This is a genomic window from Bradyrhizobium dasycarpum (assembly GCF_042019905.1).
GTDB classification, from domain to species: Bacteria; Pseudomonadota; Alphaproteobacteria; order Rhizobiales; family Xanthobacteraceae; genus Bradyrhizobium; species Bradyrhizobium japonicum_B.
In genome coordinates, this window is sequence record NZ_CP169574.1 from 4,936,169 (window position 1) to 4,953,706 (window position 17,538).

At 65.1% G+C, this 17,538-nt stretch carries 12 protein-coding genes and 2 pseudogenes; 6 read left to right on the top strand and 8 right to left on the bottom strand.

The genetic code is table 11. The features are described 5' to 3' along the window. Positions 1-39 precede the first annotated feature (39 nt). Positions 40-726: a response regulator transcription factor gene (locus ACETMP_RS23630; RefSeq protein WP_007598630.1), complete on the bottom strand. Its 687-nt coding sequence runs from the start codon at positions 724-726 to the stop codon at positions 40-42. Between the two features lie 237 nt (positions 727-963). Here ACETMP_RS23630 and ACETMP_RS23635 point away from each other — a divergent pair, with 237 nt between their 5' ends. Both ACETMP_RS23635 and ACETMP_RS23640 read left to right on the top strand, forming a co-directional pair. Continuing rightward, on the top strand, positions 964-1,500 hold the full coding sequence (locus tag ACETMP_RS23635) for a L,D-transpeptidase (protein WP_375158077.1): 537 nt from the start codon (positions 964-966) through the stop codon (positions 1,498-1,500). A 5-nt stretch (positions 1,501-1,505) separates the two neighbouring features. Beyond that, a complete protein-coding gene (locus ACETMP_RS23640) occupies positions 1,506-2,291 on the top strand; it encodes a 2-keto-4-pentenoate hydratase (RefSeq protein WP_375158078.1) in 786 nt (261 codons plus the stop codon). 118 nt (positions 2,292-2,409) lie between these two features. Here ACETMP_RS23640 and ACETMP_RS23645 read toward each other — a convergent pair whose 3' ends face one another. Beyond that, positions 2,410-3,099 (bottom strand): YggS family pyridoxal phosphate-dependent enzyme, encoded by a 690-nt coding sequence (locus ACETMP_RS23645; RefSeq protein ID WP_375158079.1) that lies wholly within the window; start codon positions 3,097-3,099, stop codon positions 2,410-2,412. 108 nt (positions 3,100-3,207) lie between these two features. Between ACETMP_RS23645 and ACETMP_RS23650 the strand changes: the two genes are divergently transcribed. Next, positions 3,208-4,911 (top strand): diguanylate cyclase domain-containing protein, encoded by a 1,704-nt coding sequence (locus ACETMP_RS23650; RefSeq protein WP_375158080.1) that lies wholly within the window; start codon positions 3,208-3,210, stop codon positions 4,909-4,911. Positions 4,912-4,974: 63 nt separating this feature from the next. Here ACETMP_RS23650 and ACETMP_RS23655 read toward each other — a convergent pair whose 3' ends face one another. Continuing rightward, positions 4,975-6,021: a GGDEF domain-containing protein gene (locus ACETMP_RS23655; protein WP_375161972.1), complete on the bottom strand. Its 1,047-nt coding sequence runs from the start codon at positions 6,019-6,021 to the stop codon at positions 4,975-4,977. Positions 6,022-6,211: 190 nt separating this feature from the next. Here ACETMP_RS23655 and leuS point away from each other — a divergent pair, with 190 nt between their 5' ends. The 3 genes from leuS to holA all read left to right on the top strand — a co-directional run bounded on the left by leuS (position 6,212) and on the right by holA (position 10,511). Then, entirely contained in the window at positions 6,212-8,836 is a 2,625-nt protein-coding gene (gene leuS / locus ACETMP_RS23660) for a leucine--tRNA ligase (protein WP_375158081.1), read from the top strand. Continuing rightward, positions 8,823-9,374 carry an LPS assembly lipoprotein LptE gene (gene lptE, locus ACETMP_RS23665; RefSeq protein ID WP_375158082.1) on the top strand — a complete coding sequence of 184 codons (552 nt, stop codon included), beginning with the start codon at positions 8,823-8,825 and terminating at the stop codon, positions 9,372-9,374. The genes leuS and lptE overlap by 14 nt, the downstream gene beginning before the upstream one ends. A gap of 108 nt (positions 9,375-9,482) precedes the next feature. Next, positions 9,483-10,511 carry a DNA polymerase III subunit delta gene (gene holA / locus ACETMP_RS23670; RefSeq protein WP_375161973.1) on the top strand — a complete coding sequence of 343 codons (1,029 nt, stop codon included), beginning with the start codon at positions 9,483-9,485 and terminating at the stop codon, positions 10,509-10,511. Positions 10,512-10,765: 254 nt separating this feature from the next. Here the strand turns inward: holA and ACETMP_RS23675 are convergent, their stop codons facing one another. The 5 genes and pseudogenes from ACETMP_RS23675 to mnmE form a co-directional block, all read right to left on the bottom strand. Continuing rightward, positions 10,766-11,653, bottom strand: a complete 888-nt coding sequence (locus ACETMP_RS23675; protein ID WP_375158083.1) for a ParB/RepB/Spo0J family partition protein — start codon at positions 11,651-11,653, stop codon at positions 10,766-10,768. A 147-nt stretch (positions 11,654-11,800) separates the two neighbouring features. Further along, a pseudogene (locus ACETMP_RS23680) lies at positions 11,801-12,666 on the bottom strand (ParA family protein). A gap of 30 nt (positions 12,667-12,696) precedes the next feature. Then, positions 12,697-13,368, bottom strand: coding sequence for a 16S rRNA (guanine(527)-N(7))-methyltransferase RsmG (gene rsmG, locus ACETMP_RS23685; protein ID WP_375161974.1), 672 nt, complete (start codon positions 13,366-13,368; stop codon positions 12,697-12,699). A 125-nt stretch (positions 13,369-13,493) separates the two neighbouring features. Next, positions 13,494-15,375: pseudogene (mnmG, locus tag ACETMP_RS23690) on the bottom strand (tRNA uridine-5-carboxymethylaminomethyl(34) synthesis enzyme MnmG). Positions 15,376-16,088: 713 nt separating this feature from the next. Further along, positions 16,089-17,447: a tRNA uridine-5-carboxymethylaminomethyl(34) synthesis GTPase MnmE gene (gene mnmE, locus ACETMP_RS23695; RefSeq protein WP_375158084.1), complete on the bottom strand. Its 1,359-nt coding sequence runs from the start codon at positions 17,445-17,447 to the stop codon at positions 16,089-16,091. Positions 17,448-17,538: the final 91 nt, after the last annotated feature.

Below are 17,538 nucleotides of genomic sequence, written 5' to 3' on the forward strand. Positions count from 1 at the left end.
CATGCGATCTCAAACGATCTCGCACGCCCTTCGAGCGTATCACGGCACCAGCTTGTAGCCACCGGCTTCCGTCACCAGGATTTCCGGGTTGGCGGCATCCTTCTCGATCTTCTGGCGCAGGCGGTAGATGTGGGTCTCCAGCGTGTGGGTTGTGACGCCGGAATTATAGCCCCAGACCTCCTGGAGCAGGGTCTCGCGCGAGACCGGCATCTGGCCGGCCCGGTAGAGGAAGCGGAGGATGGCGGTTTCCTTCTCCGTCAGCCGCACCTTGCGCGCATTGGCCGCGGTGAGCATTTTCGAGCCGGGACGGAAGGAATAGGGGCCGACCGAGAACACCGCGTCCTCGCTGGCCTCGTGCTGGCGCAGCTGGGCGCGGATGCGGGCCAGCAGGACAGCGAAGCGGAAGGGCTTGGCCACATAATCGTTGGCGCCGGATTCCAGCCCCAAAATCGTATCGGAATCGGTGTCGTGCCCGGTCAGCATGATGATCGGGGCCTTGAAGCCGCCCTTGCGCAGGGAGCGGACCACCTCACGGCCGTCGGTGTCGGGCAGGCCGACATCCATCAGAACGAGATCGGGGGCATTGGCCTTCGCGGCGCTCGCGCCCTTGGCGCCGGTATCGACGGCGGAGGCTTCGAATTCTTCGTGTAGCGATAATTGCTCCACCAACGTATCGCGCAGATCGGTATCGTCATCCACGATGAGGATCTTGCGGGCATTGGCCATAGGGGGTCATCCTTTTGGGGTCCGGCTTGGGCGCGCATCCATGCCGCACCCAGCCGTGGGGGGAAGTTTAGGGGTCGCTGTTGTTATTGTTGTTCGTGTTGAAGTAGTGGGCTGTCACCGATTCACAAGCCAGAACCACTCTAACCCAGAATAGCAGGGCGTTTTGATGAATGTCCTGTAATGAATTCGACATTGCACATTCACATGAAAAATAGAGCTGCTTCAGTCGGTTACACCATGAATCGAAGGGCCGGACCGCTCGCCGCGATCCGCGTTAAGCCTGCGGCGGGGAATCCCAGGCGAGGCTGGCTGACGGCGGGATCGCTGACCATCCCGGTTGCGCTGGGGCGGGGTGGCATCCTCGCCAACAAGCGCGAGGGCGACGGCGGCACCCCCAGAGGCAGCTTCCGTCCCCGGCGATTGTGGTGGCGGGGCGACCGGCACAGCCGCCCCAAGACTTTCCTGCCGGCCCGGGTCATCACTGGCGAGGACGCCTGGTGCGAGGATCCCCGAGACCGCCATTACAACCAGGGGATCCGGCTGAGCGAGGGGCAGGGCGGCGACCGGCTCAAGCGCGCCGACCATCTCTATGACTTCATCGTCGAAATCGACCACAACACGCGGCCACGGATCGCCGGCCGCGGCAGCGCGGTATTCCTGCACTTGGCCCGCGACAATTTCGGTCCGACCGCGGGCTGCGTCTCGATGACGAAATCGGCGATGCTGCAATTGCTGCGGCGCCTGGGCCCGCGAACGAGAATCATCATCGGGTGAGACAGATGCTCGACAAGGATCAGATCGCGGCGGCTTCGCGCATCCTCGTTCAGCATTGGCGCGACGGCTCCAAGCTTGACGCGCTGGAAGCGGATTTGCGGCCGCAGAGCCGCACTGAGGGCTACGCCATCCAGGCTGCGCTCGAAACCCTGTCGCCTGGAAAGCTGTTCGGCTGGAAGATCGCAGCCACCAGCACATCAGGACAGAAGCACATCAATGTCACGGGACCGCTGGCCGGCCGCATCATGAGCGACACGGTCATCGCCGACGGCGGGACCGCGTCGATGACGGGCAACGAGATGCGCGTCGGCGAGCCTGAATTCGCTTTCCGGATGGGACGCGATCTGCCCCCGCGCGCAGCGTCCTATACGATCGACGAGGTGCTGGCGTCCGTCGACAGCTTCCATCCGGCGATCGAGATTCCGGACTCGCGCTTTGCCGATTTCGTCCGGGCCGGCGAGGCGCAGCTGATCGCCGACAATGCCTGCGCGCATCTGTTCGTGCTCGGCGCGGCGACCGCTGCGAATTGGCGCGCGATGGATCTCGTCGAGGAGCGGCCAACGATCACGCTGCGCGGCGAGCGCTATGTCGGCCACGGCAGGAACGTGCTCGGCGACCCCCGCGCCGCACTCGCCTGGCTTGCCAATGAGCTCTCCGGGCTCGGCATCACCTTGCGGGCAGGGCAGGTGGTCACCACCGGCACCTGCCATCCGCCGCTGCCGATCGCGGCCGGCGATCATCTTGCGGTGGACTTCGGGGTGCTGGGCAAGGTGTCGGTGGGGTTTGAATAGACGCGACACACGCCGCGATCGTTGCGAGCGCATCTCCCTCCGCGCGTCACTGCGATCGCAACGCTTCGCTGCTCGTGCCCCGGACGCGATGCACCGCTGCCGTCTTCGCCAACACCAATCACCGATGCCCGAAGATCGCGCTCCCGACACGCACATGGGTGGCACCGAGCATGATCGCGGTCGCGAAATCGGCGCTCATGCCCATCGAGAGATTCGGCAATCCGTTGCGCGCGGCGATCTTGGCGGTCAGCGCGAAATGCGCCGCCGGCGGTTCGTCGACCGGCGGGATGCACATCAACCCGGAGATCGTCAGCCCATAGGTGTCGCGGCAGCTGGCGAGGAAAGCGTCGGCCTCGCCCGGCGCGACGCCGGCCTTCTGCGGCTCTTCGCCGGTGTTGATCTGGACGAAGAGCTGCGGGTGCTTGTTCTGGGATTCGATTTCCTTGGCTAACGCTTGGCAAATGCTCGGACGGTCGACCGAGTGGATGGCATCGAACAATGCGACCGCCTCTTTCGCCTTGTTGGATTGCAGCGGTCCGATCAGATGCAGCGCGATGCCGGGATAAATAGATGTTAATGCGGGCCACTTGCCTTTGGCCTCCTGCACCCGATTCTCGCCGAATACGCGCTGTCCGGCCTCAATGACCGGGACAATGGCATCCGCGGCAAAAGTCTTCGACACGGCAATCAGCGTCACGGAGGCGCGATCACGCCGCGCATCCTTGCAAGCGCGGGCGATTTCGGCTTCGACCGCGGCGAGCGCGTTTGGTGAATGGCCGGTTACCGGCGCGGCGTTGGCTTCTGTCATGACGTCGATTGGCTATGGTTCTAACCGAGGTAAGTCCAATTTTACCGAGTTCAAGAAAGAGTTTTTGAACCCTTCGCTTTACCTTGCCCTGCGGGGTGGGTAACGAAGATGGCAAGCATTAGTCTCAACCGCAAGCGAGCGAAACTCAAGCAGGTTCTCGGAATCCGGGCGCGGCTCGCGCTGCTCGCGGTGATTCTGGTGGCGCCCTTGATGTTCGAGCGTATCCGCTCGCTCGAGGACACCCGCGCGCGGCAGATCGCGCAGGCCACGGTTGAATTCACCACCATCGCAAGACATAGCGCCGACGCGCAACGCGAGGTGATCTCCTCGGTCGAGACCATCCTGAAAGCGGAAGCTTTCATCCGCGCCTCCGCCGGCGGCGTCAGCAAGAGCTGCGACGTGCTGCGCGCGAGCCTGCCGTCGAACCTGCCTTGGATCCGCACGCTCTTGATCGCGGGCCAGGACGGGCGCATCCAATGTGCCACCAACAATACCTATGTCGGCCTCGACCTCAGCGACCGGCCCTATTTTCAGCAGGCCCAGGAGAGCGGCCGCTTCGTGCTGAGCGATTTCATCCTGTCGCGGCCGGTCCAGACGCCGACCGTCATGGCAGTCTACCCGGTGTCCGTGTTCAGCGGAGTCGCCGACGCCGTCGTGCTCGCCACGGTCAACCTCGACTGGATGTCGAAGGTGATGAGCAACCTGGGCAGCCGCGCCGGCATCACCGCCGTGCTGGTCGACAGCGCAGGCACCGTGCTGGCCGCGCCGGCGGATCAGCACAGCGTGATCGGTCGTCCCCTCGACAGCATGCCGCTGATGGCGGCCATCGCCGACCGGGCGCTGCGGTCGGACCAGGACGAGGGCTCACTGTCCTTCCTCGCCGCCGACGGCTCGCGCCGCGCGGTCAGCTACATCCGCATCGCCGGCACCAACGCCCGCCTGATCGCCAGCATCGACGAAGACAAGGTCTCCGCGGCGGTCAGCCGCGACATTCGCACCGCCTATCTTCAGCTCGCTTTCGTCGTGGTGTTCGTTCTGCTCGGCGCGCTGATCGCTGCCGAAAAGCTCGTCATCAAGCCGATCGAGATGCTGGTCGACATGGCCAAGCGCCTCGGCGAGGGCGATCTGTCGGCCCGCGCGGCGCGCAATCGCCTGCCGGCCGAGTTCGTGTCGCTGGCCCGCGCCTTCAACGCGATGGCCGCGCAACTGAGCCAGCGCGAACGCGAGCTGATCGCGAGCAACGACCGGCTGACGGTGATGGCCTCGATCGACATGCTGTCCGGCCTCGCCAACCGCCGCGGCTTCCAGAGCCGGCTCGACTTCGAATGGATGCGCGCGCAGCAATATGGCAGCGACCTCGCGCTGCTGATGATCGACGTCGACCATTTCAAGCTGTTCAACGACACCTACGGTCATCTCGAAGGCGATTCCTGCCTGACCAGGCTCGGCGAATCGCTGTCCGGCATCGCCGCCGACACGATGGGCTTCGCGGCACGCTATGGCGGCGAGGAATTCTGCCTGTTGCTGCCGAACACCGACGTGAATCGCGCCGTGACGATCGGCGAGCAGGTGCGCGCGACCGTGCTGAAGCTGTGCCTGCCGCACATCACCTCGGCCCACATGATCGTCACCGTCTCGATCGGCGTTGCCGCGACAAAGCCGAACGAAAGTCTGCGTCCCGGCGACCTGATCGAAGCCGCCGACGCCGCGCTCTATGCCGCCAAGCACCGCGGCCGCAACAATGTCGTCGAGCACGGCATCCAGGCGATCAAGAGCGGCACGCCTGACATGATGATGGCGGCCAGCGCCTAGCGGGCGGTTTCACCTCGCCCGCAAGCGGGGCGAGGGAACGCCCCGTCATCGTCTCGCCCGAACCTAGCCCGCAGCGCCGGCGCGATCGAGCTCGGCTTCCGTCACCACGCGATTGCGGCCGCTGCCCTTGGCGAGATAGAGCGCGCGGTCGCAGCGCTCGATGAGATCGGTGATCGCTTCGCCGGGCCGGTACTGCGCCACGCCGATCGACACGCTGATATTGGGCAGAATCTCGCCGGTCGAGCGGCGCGTGATCGTGCATTCGGCGAGCGAGCGCCTGATGCGCTCGGCGATCTCGGCACAATTGGCGAGATCGGCGGCCGGCAGCACCGCGATCAGCTCCTCGCCGCCGTAGCGGGCCGGCAGATCCTGCGGGCGAACCTTCTCGCGCAACACCTTCGCCATCAGGCGCAGCACCTGGTCGCCGACGCTGTGGCCGAAATTGTCATTGAAAGACTTGAAGTGGTCGATGTCGAGCAGCAGCACGCTGAGCGGCTCGCCCCAATCCGCCGTCGCCAGCGCCTTGCGCAGGAATTCGTCGAGCGCCCGCCGATTCGCGAGGCCCGTCAGCGTGTCGGTCCGCGCGCGCTGCTCGGACCTCGTGAGCGAATCCCTGATGAGGTCGAGCTCGCGGGTCTTCTCGGCAAAGCCGGCCTCGAGCTGGGTCGCCTTCGTGGCGGCCCGGGCCAGCTCGTTCATGAGCTGGGCGACGAGCGTCTTCGGATCGACGCCGGCCTTGCCCTGGTCCGCCACCTCGCTGATGACCCGCATCTGCGAATGGTTGTCAGCGATCGCGGTCGACAGGAATTCCCTCGCCGTACCCATGAGCCCATGCAGCCGCTCGGAGGTGTCGACGGCGATGGCGCTGACCTGGGGTGCGACATAGGTCTCGAACAGGTCCTGATTGGTTCGGGCGTCGAACGGACGATTGTGGTCGATCAGCAGATCGATCGCGTTGCGCAGATCGTCGTGGCTGCCCGCGAAATATTGGTACCAGACCGCAAAATTAGCCGGCGTCGGCGCAATCCGCTGTTCGGCCATGCTGCGCATCGCCCGTCCGGCGATGGAGGCGGCATAATCGTAGTCGGGATCGTCGAAGCTTGAATCCATCGCTGTCATGCGGTCCTGTCAGGCCGCAAACTGGCATCAAGCCCTTAATCGCGCCCCAACATCGGCCCTCGTAGTTATGCGGAGGCCGCGTCAAAGTTCCAGATCGCGGCAACCCATTGACCCCCCGAGGTCTTCTATGGCCTAGTCCGCCGTCTTGAGACCGCCGGACCCACAAAAACGCAACGATTCCATGACCTCCGAACGCTACAACGCCCGCGACGCCGAACCGCGCTGGCAACGCCTCTGGGACGAGCAGGCGATCTTCGTCTCCAAGAACGATGATTCGCGGCCGAAATATTATGTGCTCGAGATGTTCCCCTACCCGTCCGGGCGCATCCATATCGGCCATGTCCGGAATTACACGCTCGGCGACGTGCTGGCCCGCTTCATGCGCGCCAAGGGGTTCAACGTACTGCACCCGATGGGTTGGGACGCGTTCGGCCTGCCGGCCGAGAATGCCGCGATCGAACGCAAGGTCGCGCCCAAGGCCTGGACCTACGACAACATCGCCGCGATGAAGAAGCAGCTCCGCTCGATCGGGCTGTCGCTGGACTGGTCCAGAGAGATCGCGACTTGCGATCCCTCCTATTACAAGCACCAGCAGAAGATGTTCCTGGACTTCCTGCGCGAAGGCCTGGCCGAGCGCGAGAAGCGCAAGGTGAACTGGGACCCCGTCGACATGACCGTGCTCGCCAACGAGCAGGTGATCGACGGCCGTGGCTGGCGTTCGGGCGCTGTGGTCGAGCAGCGCGAGATGAACCAGTGGGTCTTCAAGATCACGAAGTACTCGCAGGAGCTGTTGTCGGCGCTGGATACGCTGGACCGCTGGCCGGACAAGGTGCGGCTGATGCAGCGCAATTGGATCGGGCGCTCCGAAGGCCTCTTGATCCGTTTCGCGCTGGATGCGGCGACGACGCCGGCCGGCGAGAGTGAACTGAAGATCTTCACGACGCGCCCGGACACGTTGTTCGGCGCGAAATTCATGGCAATCTCGGCGGATCATCCGCTGGCACAGGCCGCAGCCGCGAAGAACCCCGAGCTTGCCGCGTTCATTGCCGAGATCAAGAAGATCGGCACCGCGCAGGAGATCATCGACACCGCGGAGAAGCAGGGCTTCGACACCGGCATCCGCGCGGTGCATCCGTTCGATCCCTCCTGGAAGCTGCCGGTCTATGTCGCCAATTTCGTGCTGATGGAATACGGCACCGGCGCGATCTTCGGCTGTCCCGCGCACGACCAGCGCGACCTCGACTTCGTCAACAAGTACAGTCTCGGCAACACGCCGGTGGTGTGTCCGGAGGGCCAGGACCCGAAATCGTTCGTCATCACCGACACCGCCTATGACGGCGACGGCCGCATGATCAATTCGCGCTTCCTCGACGGCATGACCATCGAGCAGGCCAAGGACGAGGTCGCAAGACGTCTGGAGAGCGAGCTGCGCGGCAATGCGCCGGTCGGCGAGCGTCAGGTCAATTTCCGCCTGCGCGACTGGGGCATTTCGCGCCAGCGCTATTGGGGCTGCCCGATTCCCGTCATCCATTGCCCGAAATGCGACGTGGTGCCGGTCCCGGATGCCGACCTGCCGGTGAAGCTGCCTGACGACGCGACCTTCGACCGGCCGGGCAACGCGCTCGACCATCATCCGACCTGGAAGCACGTCACCTGCCCCAAATGCGGAGCCAAGGCCCAGCGCGAAACCGACACCATGGACACCTTCGTGGATTCGTCCTGGTATTTCGCGCGCTTCACCGATCCCTGGAACGAGAACGCGCCGACCACACCTGCGGTCGCCAACCGGATGCTGCCGGTCGACCAGTATATCGGCGGCGTCGAGCACGCCATCCTGCATCTGCTCTACAGCCGCTTCTTCACCCGTGCCATGAAGGCGACCGGGCACATCGCGCTGGACGAGCCGTTCGCCGGCATGTTCACGCAAGGCATGGTGGTGCACGAGACCTACCAGAAGGCCGACGGCACCTATGTGCAGCCGGCCGAGGTCAAGGTCGAAGTGGGCGGCAATGGGCGCCGCGCGACGCTGCTCAGCACCGGCGAGGACATCGCGATCGGCCCGATCGAGAAGATGTCGAAGTCGAAGAAGAACACGGTCGATCCCGACGACATCATCGAGACCTACGGCGCCGACGTCGCCCGCTGGTTCATGCTGTCGGACTCCCCGCCCGACCGCGACGTGATCTGGAGCGACGAGCGCGTCCAGGGCGCCTCGCGCTTCGTGCAGCGGCTGTGGCGGCTGGTGAACGATTCCGTTGCGCTCGGCAAAGGCGCGTCGGCTTCCCGGCCGGCCAGCTTCGGCCCGGATGCCACCCTCTTGCGCAAGGCCGCCCATGGTGCGCTGGACAAGGTCACCACCGGGATCGAGCGGCTGCACTTCAACGTCTGCCTCGCCCATATCCGCGAATTCGCCAATACCTTCTCGGAGATCCTGCAGCGCCCCAGCCAGCCGTCCGCTGACCTCGCCTGGGCGATCCGGGAAGCCGGCCAGATCCTGGTCCAGCTGTTCTCCCCGATGATGCCGCACCTCGCCGAGGAGTGCTGGCAGGCTCTGGGCCAGAGCGGGCTGGTTTCCGAGGCCGATTGGCCCCAAATCGAACGCGATTTGCTGGTTGAGGACAGCGTGACCCTGGTGGTCCAGGTCAATGGCAAGAAGCGGGGTGAGGTCACAGTTGCAACAGCGGCCGAGAATCCGGAAATCGAGGCTGCCGTTTTGGCCCTCGATGCGGTAAAGCTGGCCCTGGACGGCAAGCCCGTCCGCAAGGTGATCATCGTCCCCAAGAGGATCGTAAATGTTGTCGGCTAGGATCCGCATCGCAGCCCGCTTGCTGGCGGTCGCCGCCCTGGCCGCGTTGACGGCCGGCTGCTTCCAGCCGATGTATGCCGAGCGAAACGACGGCACCCCCGGCCTGCGCGAGAAGCTGATGGGGATCGAGCTGCCGCCGATCATCAAGCCCAATGCCTCTCGCGAGGCTCGCGTCGGCGTCGAGATCCGCAACGCCCTCGCCTTCAAGCTTTACGGCTCGGCGACGGGCATGCCGCCGACCCACCGGCTGGACATCCGCTTCACCACCAGCCGCTCCTCGCTGATCGTCAGCACCACGACGGGACTGCCGACCAGCGAAAATCTCGGTATCGATGCCCAATACAATCTGGTCGACGTCGTGACCGGCAAGTCCGTCGTCTCCGGCTCGACCTTCTCGCGCGTGTCCTACGACATGCCGGGGTCCTATCAGCGCTTCTCCCGCACCCGCGCCGTGCGCGATGCGGAGGACCGTGCCGCCAACGAGATTGCCGAGAACATCACGACCCGGCTCGCCTCGTTCTTTACCGCGGGCACGTAACATCCTTGCGTCGTTCCGGGGCACGCGAAGCGTGGGCCCGGAATCTCGATCCCCAACCTCAGGATTCCGGGTTCGCGCTGCGCGCGCCCCGGAATGACGATCTGGACCATGGTCGCGCTGCGCGGAAAAGAGATCGACAGCTTCCTGGCCCGCCCCGATGCGGGCCGTCCGATCATCCTGCTCTACGGTCCCGACGCCGGCCTCGTGCGCGAGCGCGCCGATGCGTTGATCGCATCGGCGGTCGATGATCCCAACGATCCGTTCTCGCTGGTCAGGCTCGACGGCGACGAGCTTTCCGCCGAACCCTCGCGCCTCGTCGACGAGGCAATGACGGTGCCGCTGTTCGGCGGCCGCCGCGCCATTCGCGTTCGCGCCGGCTCGCGCAGCTTTGCCGGCGGCATCGACACCCTGGCCGAGATGAACGTGAAGGATTGCCGCATCGTGATCGAGGCCGGTGAGCTCCGGCCGGAATCGCCGCTGCGCAAGGCCTGCGAGCGCGCCAAGACGGCTGTGGCGATCGGCTGCTATCCCGACACCGAGCGCGACCTCGCCAAGTTGATGGACGACGAGCTGCGCATCGCGAATCTGCGTATCGCGCAGGACGCCCGCGCGGCGCTGATGTCGTTCCTCGGCGGCGACCGTCAGGCCTCGCGCAACGAGCTGCGCAAGCTCACGCTCTACGCCCACGGCAAGGGCGAGATCACGCTGGACGACGTGATGGCCGTGGTTGCGGACGCGTCCGAACTGAAGCTCGACCCGATCGTCGACGGCGCCTTTGCCGGGCGGCCCGACATCGTCGAGACCGAGTTCGCAAAAGCCATGATCGCGGGCACCTATCCCGGCGTGATCATCTCCGCCGCGCAGCGCCAGGCTGCGTGGCTGCACAAATCCGCGCTCGCCATCGCCGACGGACAGCCTGCCTCCGCCGTGCTCGATGGCGGCTTTCCGCGCCTGCATTTTTCACGAAAGCCCGCGGTCGAAATGGCGCTGCGCAATTTTAGCGTGACGAAGCTCGCCGCCGTCATCGAGCAGCTCGCGACCGCCGCGCTCGACACCCGCAAGCAATCGACGCTCGCCGCCGCTATCGCCCAGCGCACGCTGATGGCGATCGCCGCGAACGCGAAGCGGCGGGGCTGAGCCGAACTCTCTCCTCGTCATTGCGAGGAGCACTTGCGACGAAGCAAATCCAGAATCCTTGCGCGGACAGATTCTGGATTGCTTCGCTTCGCTCGCAATGACGCAGTGGATGTAGGTGAGCGCCGAACAGCTGGTGTCATTCCAATTCACGCGCAGCATGAACTACGGCGCGCAATCGCGCGCCTGAGAATGTCGCGCCACCATCTCTGGATTCCGGGTTCGCGCTGCGCGCGCCCCGGAATGACACCCAAGTCCTACAGCGCGCCCTTGGCCAGTCGCTTCATCACCTCGTCGAGCTGATCGAGGTTGCGATAGTTGATCTGCACCGAGCCGCCGGGGTCGCGGTGGTTGACGGTGACCTTGAGGCCGAGCGCATCGCTGACGCGCTTCTCCAGATCGATCGTATCGGGGTCCTTTTCCTTCCCCCCGGTCGCGCGCGCCTTTTGCGGCTTGCGCTCCGGAACGCCCTCTTCATGCGCCAGTGCTTCGGCCTGGCGGACGTTGAGTCCCTCCTCGACGATGCGTTTGGCGGCGGCGAGCGGATCCGGCACGCCGATCAACGCACGGGCATGGCCGGCCGTCAGCTCGCCGGTCGCGATGAAAGCCTGCACCTCGGCCGGGAGCTTGGTCAGGCGCATCATGTTGGCGACGTGGCTGCGGCTCTTGCCGACGACCTTTGCGATGTCGTCCTGGCTGCGTTTGAACTCGTTGGCGAGCGCATGATAGCCCTGCGCCTCCTCCATCGGGTTGAGGTCCTCGCGCTGCACGTTCTCGACGATCGCGAACTCCAGCGCATCGCTGTCGCTGATATCGACCGGGACGATCGGCACCTCGTGCAGGCCGGCCATCTGCGAGGCGCGCCAGCGCCGCTCGCCGGCGATGATCTCGTAGCGGTCCTGTGCGCCCTTCACCGGACGCACCACGATCGGCTGGATCACGCCATGCTGCTTGATGGACTCGCTGAGCTCCTTCAGCTCGGCGTCGGAAAAGGTGCGGCGCGGATTGCGCGGATTGGCCTTGATGAATTCGATCGGCACCTTGCGCTGCGCGCGCGGACGATCGACATGCTGAGCCTCGCCGCCGACGTCACCGATCAGACTTGCAAGTCCCCGGCCCAGTCGCGAACGCGCTTCATCGGCCATCGCCAGCTCCCTTGGATTCACGGTGCAGCACTCCAGAACTGAATTTCGAACGTAGGGTGGGTTAGCGAAGCGTAACCCACCTCTTGTGTTTCCGCGGAGATAGACAGTGGTGGGTTACGCCTTCGGCCAACCCACCCTACGACAGCGTCAATGCGTGGTTCGCAGCTCGCGCTCGCGCTGGATCACCTCGGTGGCAAGCCGCAAGTAAGCTTCGCTGCCGACGCATTTGAGATCATAGACCAGCACCGGCTTGCCGTAGGAGGGCGCCTCCGAGATGCGCACGTTGCGCGGGATCATCGTCTTGTAGACCTTCTCGCCCATGAACTGGCGGACGTCGGCGACGACCTGGTTCGAGAGGTTGTTGCGCGAGTCGAACATGGTCAGCACGATGCCGTGGATCGACAGGTTCGGGTTCAGCGTCGAGCGCACCTGCTCCACCGTCTGCAGCAATTGCGACAGGCCTTCGAGCGCGAAGAACTCGCATTGCAGCGGCACCAGGATCGCGTCGAAGCCGCCATCGCGTTCACCGTGAGCAGGTTCAGCGAAGGCGGGCAGTCGATCAGCACATAGGTGTAGTCGGCATCCGGCGAGACGTTGTTGTTGAGCGCGCCGATGGCGTCGCGCAGCTTGAAGGCGCGGCCGGGCGTGGTGCCAAGCTCGAGCTCGAGACCGGAGAGGTCCATGGTCGAGGGCGCGATGTGCAGCCGCGGCACCGCGGTCGAGACCACGGCCTCGCGCAAGGCGGCTTCGCCGACCAGCACGTCGTAGGTCGAGCAGGAGCGGTTGCGGCGGTCGATGCCGAGGCCGGTCGAGGCGTTGCCTTGGGGATCGAGATCGACGATCAGAACACGTTCGCCGATCGCCGCGAGCGCCGTACCCAGATTGATCGCTGTGGTTGTCTTTCCCACACCGCCCTTCTGGTTCGCCAGTGCCAGGATGCGCGGGTGGCCATGCGGCACCTCCGCGGTCGGCTCTTGCGTCTTGTCCTGCTGCGGCTCGTCAATCACGGTCATCGAAATTTCCCCACTCAACCCCTGCGCGCCTCAGCTGCGCCGTTGGGCGGCATTGAGCTCCACGATCCAGCCGTCGCCCGTGCGGCTCTGGTGCAGCTGAGGCTCAATATTCCAATATTTAGCGGCTTCGGTCAATTCAGCCTCTACATCTTGGCCCTTGAGAAACAGCGCCTTCGCGCCTTGGCGCATCAGCGGCTCCGCAAAGCCGATGAGCTGGTGTAGCGGAGCCAGCGCGCGCGCGGTCACGCAATCGACGGGGCCGGTGATTCTATCCACATTATCCCCGATCTCAGCGAGATGTACGACTCCCGGCGATGTGGTGATGCGAATCGCTTCGCGCAGGAACGCCGCCTTCTTGGCGATCCGCTCGACGAGATGGACGCTGGCGCCCGGGATCCCCGCCATGGCGCAGGCCAGGACGACACCGGGAAAGCCGCCGCCGCTGCCGAGGTCGGCCCAGCGTCTTGCCGTGGGCGCGAGGTCGATGAGCTGGAGCGAGTCGGCGATGTGCCGGGTCCAAAGATGCGGCAAGGTCGAGGGCGCGACCAGATTGGTCTTGGCCTGCCACTCCCGCAGCAGGGCGATGTAGCGGTCGAGCCGCGCTTCCGTTTCATGTGAAACGGGCGCGAGCGTCAGTGCTGCGCGCTTGTCGGAGGCGATGATGGAATCCAGCGCCTCGTCTTTGGCGCTGGCCTTGTCGATTTTCGGTTTGACCGGCGCGGGGTCCGATCGGCGACCCGCGCCCTCACCCGTATTGGGTCGTCGTGATAGCGGCCTGTCCCCGCCCGGTCCGCGCTGTTTCACGTGAAACGCCTATGCGATTTGGCTTATGCAATTGCTCTGGAGCTTTTCCGTGCCTCGCGCCGGAGATAGGCCGCCAGGATGCCGAGTGCAGCCGGCGTCATGCCGTCGATCCGGCCCGCCTGGCCGACGGTGAACGGCCGCGCCTTCTCCAGCTTGGCCCGCACTTCGTTGGAAAGACCGGGAACGAGGCTGTAGTCGACGTCTGACAGCACCATCCCCTCGTCGCGCCGGAAGGCCTCGACGTCGGCGCTCTGGCGCCTCGAGATAGACGTCGTACTTGGCGTCGATCTCGAGATGGGTCGCGATCACAGGGTCGATCCCCGCCAGCTCCGGCCAGATCGCCCGGATCTGGCTCCAGCCGATCTCCGGATAGGCCATCAGCTCGAAGGCCGACCGGCGCTGACCGTCCCGGTTCAGGGACAATCCGTGCTTGATCGCCTCGTTTGGCGTGATCGTCAGCGACTTCGAGAGCGTCCGGGCCGCATTCAGGGCGTCCATCTTGGCGCGGTGGTGCAGGGTCCGGGCGTTTCCGACACATCCGAGCGCTATGCCCTTCTCGGTCAGACGCTGATCCGCGTTGTCCGCGCGCAGCGTGAGCCGGTACTCGGCCCGCGAGGTGAACATTCGATACGGCTCGCTGATCCCGCGGGTGACGAGATCGTCGATCATCACACCGAGATAGCCGTCGGCCCGGTCGAACACCGTCAGGGCCGCCCCGCTCGCAGCAAGTGCCGCATTCAACCCGGCGACGATGCCCTGCCCGGCGGCCTCTTCATATCCGGTGGTGCCGTTGATCTGCCCGGCCAGGAACAGACCGCGCAGACGCTTGGTCTGCAGGGTCGGATCGAGCTCGCGGGGATCGATGTGGTCGTATTCGATGGCATAGCCCGGGCGCACCATCCTCACCCGCTCCAGGCCAGGGATGCTGGCGAGGATCGCGAGCTGGATCTCCTCAGGAAGCGAGGTCGAGATGCCGTTGGGATAGACCGTGCTGTCGTCGAGCCCTTCCGGCTCCAGGAAGATCTGGTGGCCGTCGCGGTCGCCGAAGCGGACGATCTTGTCCTCGATCGACGGGCAATAGCGCGGTCCGGAGCTCTTGATCTGGCCAGAGTACATCGGCGAGCGATGGACATTGGCCCGGATCACATCATGGGTTGCTGCGGTGGTCCGGGTGATCCCACACTGGATCTGCGGGGTCGTGATCCGCTCGGTCATGACCGAGAATGGCTCCGGCGGCTCGTCTCCGGGCTGCATCTCAACCGCGGCCCAGTCGATCGTGGTGCCGTCCAGACGCGGCGGCGTGCCGGTCTTGAGCCGTCCCAGGGTGAAGCCGGCACGCTCGAACGAGACGGAAAGACCCATGGCCGGGGCCTCGCCGACGCGGCCGGCCGGCCAATTCTGCTCGCCGAGATGGATGAGACCGCGCAGGAAGGTGCCGGTGGTGACCACCACGGCCCCTGCCCGAAGCTCGCGGCCATCGGCCAAACGCAGACCGGTGACCCGACCCTCGGCCACGATCAGCTCATCGGCCTCGCCTTCGATGACGGACAGTCCCTCTGTCTCACGGATCGCGGCCTGCATCGCCGCCGCATAGAGCTTCCGGTCGGCCTGGGCCCGGGGACCACGGACAGCCGGACCTTTGCGGCGATTGAGCACGCGAAACTGGATGCCGCCGGCGTCGCCGACGCGGCCCATCAAACCGTCGAGCGCATCGATTTCGCGCACCAGATGGCCCTTGCCGAGGCCGCCGATGGCGGGATTGCAGGACATGGCGCCGACGGTCGAGAAACGATGCGTGACCAAGGCGGTCGTTGCGCCCATCCGGGCGGACGCTGCCGCGGCTTCACAGCCGGCATGGCCGCCGCCAATCACGATGACGTCGAAGCTCTCTCGCTCTGCTTGCATGGGCGGACTTCTAGCTCAGAGGCGGGAAAGCCGGAAGCGGAAACTGAGCGAGGCGTGTTTCACGTGAAACGAATAGACAAGAACAAATTTCGCGAAAACAACCCCATGCACAGTAGAATGGCATTGTTCTGGCTCATGTTTTGGACTTGCGAGAACGGCAGATCTGACCACGTTTCACGTGAAACAGGCTCGGCGGCCGCCGACGTGAGTTGGACCAGCCGCCCCTTGGCGGGGATCAGCCAGTCGTGACTTCTTGGCCCAGACCGCCATGATGCGGCGCCGGCTCGTCTTCGTCGGCAGGCCCAGCAATCCGGTCATTAAACTCGGTGGGAAACCAATCACCTCTTCACGAAGGGCCCTCGGGATTCCCCGCCGTCCTGGACAAGCAGAAACGCGCACTTTGCTGCGCAGGCCGGGATCCTGAAGCTGCGCGCCTCCCGTTGCGACATCCTGGGCCCCGGCTCGGCAGCGACCGTCGAAGGGACGCTGCTGCGGCCGGGGCACGTGGGAGCATACCGTTCATTTCTGTGACCTGAGCCAATGTGCGGAGGAATCGGGGCAACTTTAGGCGCGTCGGTCGGCGCCGCAGCCGACGCCATTCGTCTGCAGACGGTTCTTGGAACTGCTGTTTCACCTGAAACACGCGGTTCCACCGTTTCACGTGAAACACCAAGAAATGGAAGAAGGGCTAGTTCTACAATGAAGAACTAGATCTACTTTCCGATACAAAATTTCTGGAAGATCGCCCCAAGGACATCCTCGACGTCGACCCGCCCCAGCAGCCGGCCGAGCGCAAAAGCGGCGGCCCGCAATTCTTCGGCGGCCAGCTCCTCGCCCTCTTCGACAAGCTCAAGGCTCCGGCGCAAGCTGTCCGAGGCGCGGCTCAAGAGCTCGCGCTGGCGTGCCCGGGTCACAATGCCGCTCTCGCTGGCTCCGAAGAACTCGGCCGCGAATTTGACGAGCGCTTGAATCAGTTCCGGGATGCCGACTCCATCCCGCGCCGAGATCGCAAACTGGCCGCGCGCCGCGGCGCTCCCGGTCCCGCCCAGATCGATCTTGTTGCGCACGATCCAGACCGGGCCGCCGGACGGATCGGCATCCTTCCCGGAATTCCGAAGCGGCCGCATCGTCTCGGAATCGACCGCTTGCCCGGACTCGACCAGCCACAACACCAAGTCGGCATCCTCGGCCCGCGCCCGCGCCCGGCGCACGCCCTCCTGCTCGACCGGATCGTCGGTCTCGCGGATGCCGGCGGTGTCGATGATCGTGACCGGATAGCCATCGAGGTCGAGCTGGACCTCGATCACGTCGCGCGTCGTGCCGGCATGCGGCGAGACGATCGCGACCTCGCGGCGCGCCAGCTGGTTCATCAGCGTCGACTTGCCGACATTCGGCTCGCCCGCGATCGCCACCACCAGCCCGTCACGTAAGCGCTCAGAATGTCCCTGTGCCGCAAGGACTTCTGCAATTTCACCATGCAGCGCCTTGATCGCCGCGACGGCCGGCGCCATCAATTCGGCGGGCACATCGCCTTCGTCAGAGAAATCGATGCCGGCTTCGATCAGCGCCGACGCCTCGATCATCCGCTCGCGCCACTCGCGCGCGCGGTCACCGAGCAGGCCCTGCAACTGCCGCAGCGCCTGGCGCCGCTGCCGGTCGGTATCGGCATGAATGAGATCGTCGAGACCCTCGGCTTCCGTGAGGTCGAGCTTGCCGTTCTCGAAGGCCCGCCGCGTGAACTCCCCCGGCTCGGCCGCGCGCGTATTCTGAATAACAGAAATAGAGGACAGGAGCGTCGCCAGCACCGCGCGGCCGCCATGGACGTGGAATTCGGCGACGTCCTCGCCGGTCGCGCTGGCCGGCCCTGGAAACCAGAGCACGACCGCATCGTCGATCGGCTGGCCCGCCCCGTCGCGGAGCAACCGGCGGCTGGCGAGCCGCGGCGCCGGCAGCTTGCCGGCAAGCAGCGTCAGAACCTGGCCGGCCTGAGATCCCGACACGCGCACCACGGCGATGGCGCTCGGTGCCCGACCGGACGACAATGCAAAGATGGTCTGATCCCGCGGATGCATGGCCTATTTGTCCAGCTGCCGATCAAAACGCAAATGCCCGCTCTGGCGACAAGTCAGCACGATTGCTGCGCTGTTTGCTGCAGCAATCCAC

Coding starts and splice junctions, on each gene's coding strand:
- mnmE (WP_375158084.1), bottom strand. CDS start 17,447: ATGCATCCGCGGGATCAGACCATCTTTGCATTGTCGTCCGGTCGGGCA.
- leuS (WP_375158081.1), top strand. CDS start 6,212: ATGACCTCCGAACGCTACAACGCCCGCGACGCCGAACCGCGCTGGCAA.
- ACETMP_RS23630 (WP_007598630.1), bottom strand. CDS start 726: ATGGCCAATGCCCGCAAGATCCTCATCGTGGATGACGATACCGATCTG.
- ACETMP_RS23645 (WP_375158079.1), bottom strand. CDS start 3,099: ATGACAGAAGCCAACGCCGCGCCGGTAACCGGCCATTCACCAAACGCG.
- ACETMP_RS23640 (WP_375158078.1), top strand. CDS start 1,506: ATGCTCGACAAGGATCAGATCGCGGCGGCTTCGCGCATCCTCGTTCAG.
- ACETMP_RS23675 (WP_375158083.1), bottom strand. CDS start 11,653: ATGGCCGATGAAGCGCGTTCGCGACTGGGCCGGGGACTTGCAAGTCTG.
- ACETMP_RS23650 (WP_375158080.1), top strand. CDS start 3,208: ATGGCAAGCATTAGTCTCAACCGCAAGCGAGCGAAACTCAAGCAGGTT.
- lptE (WP_375158082.1), top strand. CDS start 8,823: ATGTTGTCGGCTAGGATCCGCATCGCAGCCCGCTTGCTGGCGGTCGCC.
- ACETMP_RS23655 (WP_375161972.1), bottom strand. CDS start 6,021: ATGGATTCAAGCTTCGACGATCCCGACTACGATTATGCCGCCTCCATC.
- ACETMP_RS23635 (WP_375158077.1), top strand. CDS start 964: ATGAATCGAAGGGCCGGACCGCTCGCCGCGATCCGCGTTAAGCCTGCG.
- holA (WP_375161973.1), top strand. CDS start 9,483: ATGGTCGCGCTGCGCGGAAAAGAGATCGACAGCTTCCTGGCCCGCCCC.